Below are 1,471 nucleotides of genomic sequence, written 5' to 3' on the forward strand. Positions count from 1 at the left end.
CCGCCTTCGAGGCCCGCGCCGTCCTCGCCGCCACCCTCTCCCCCACCTGGGGCATCTACAGCGGCTACGAACTGTGCGAGAACACCCCGCTGCGCGAAGGCAGCGAGGAATACCTCGACTCCGAGAAATACCAGCTCAAACCCCGCGACTGGGAAGCCGCCGAACGCGAGGGCCGCACCCTGGCCCCGCTCATCACCCGCCTCAACGCCATCCGCCGGGAGAACCCCGCCCTGCGGCAACTGCGCGATCTCCACTTCCACCACGCGGACAAGGAAGAGGTCATCGCGTACTCCAAACGGCAGGGTTCGAACACGGTTCTGGTGGTCGTCAACCTCGACCCCCACCACACCCAGGAGGCGACGATCTCGTTGGACATGCCGCAACTCGGCCTGGACTGGCACGAGTCCGTGCCGGTGCGCGACCAGCTCACCGGCGAGACCTATCACTGGGGCAGGGCCAACTACGTGCGTCTCGAACCGGGTCACCGGCCCGCGCACGTCTTCACGGTTCTGCGACCGTCCAACCCGCAGATCGGAGGGTCACCCACACCATGATCGTCAACGAGCCCGTACCGGACACGTTCGAGGACACCCCCGCCAAGGACCGCGACCCCGACTGGTTCAAGCGCGCCGTGTTCTACGAGGTCCTGGTCCGCTCCTTCCAGGACAGCAACGGCGACGGCGTCGGCGACCTCCGGGGCCTGACCGCCAAGCTCGACTACCTCCAGTGGCTCGGCGTGGACTGCCTCTGGCTCCCGCCGTTCTTCAAGTCACCCCTGCGGGACGGCGGCTACGACGTCTCCGACTACACCGCCGTGCTGCCCGAGTTCGGCGACCTCGCCGACTTCGTGGAGTTCGTCGACGCCGCCCACCAGCGCGGCATGCGGGTGATCATCGACTTCGTGATGAACCACACCAGCGACCAGCACCCGTGGTTCCAGGAGTCCCGCAAGAACCCCGACGGCCCCTACGGCGACTACTACGTCTGGGCCGACGACGACAAGCAGTACCAGGACGCCCGGATCATCTTCGTCGACACCGAGGCGTCCAACTGGACGTACGACCCGGTCCGCAAGCAGTACTACTGGCACCGGTTCTTCTCCCACCAGCCGGACCTCAACTACGAGAACCCGGCCGTGCAGGAGGAGATGATCTCCGCGCTGAAGTTCTGGCTGGACCTGGGCATCGACGGGTTCCGGCTGGACGCGGTGCCGTACCTGTACCAGCAGGAGGGCACCAACTGCGAGAACCTCCCGGCGACCCACGAGTTCCTCAAGCGGGTCCGCAAGGAGATCGACGCCCAGTACCCCGACAAGGTGCTGCTGGCCGAGGCCAACCAGTGGCCCGAGGACGTCGTGGACTACTTCGGCGACTACCGCTCCGGCGGCGACGAGTGCCACATGGCGTTCCACTTCCCGGTGATGCCGCGCATCTTCATGGCGGTGCGCCGCGAGTCCCGCTACCCGGTCTCC

The 1,471-nt window shown here is 66.8% G+C and carries 1 protein-coding gene and 1 pseudogene; both read left to right on the top strand.

Translation table 11 applies throughout. From position 1 onward, the window contains the following. Window positions 1–554: pseudogene (locus IE316_RS35155) on the top strand (DUF3459 domain-containing protein); the annotation flags it as partial. Continuing rightward, on the top strand, window positions 551–1,471 hold a 921-nt coding region (locus IE316_RS35160; RefSeq protein ID WP_268257666.1), incomplete at its 3' end, for an alpha-amylase family glycosyl hydrolase. The pseudogene IE316_RS35155 and the gene IE316_RS35160, both read left to right, overlap by 4 nt.

This window comes from Streptomyces fumanus, assembly GCF_014655295.1.
Taxonomy (GTDB): Bacteria; Actinomycetota; Actinomycetes; order Streptomycetales; family Streptomycetaceae; genus Streptomyces; species Streptomyces fumanus.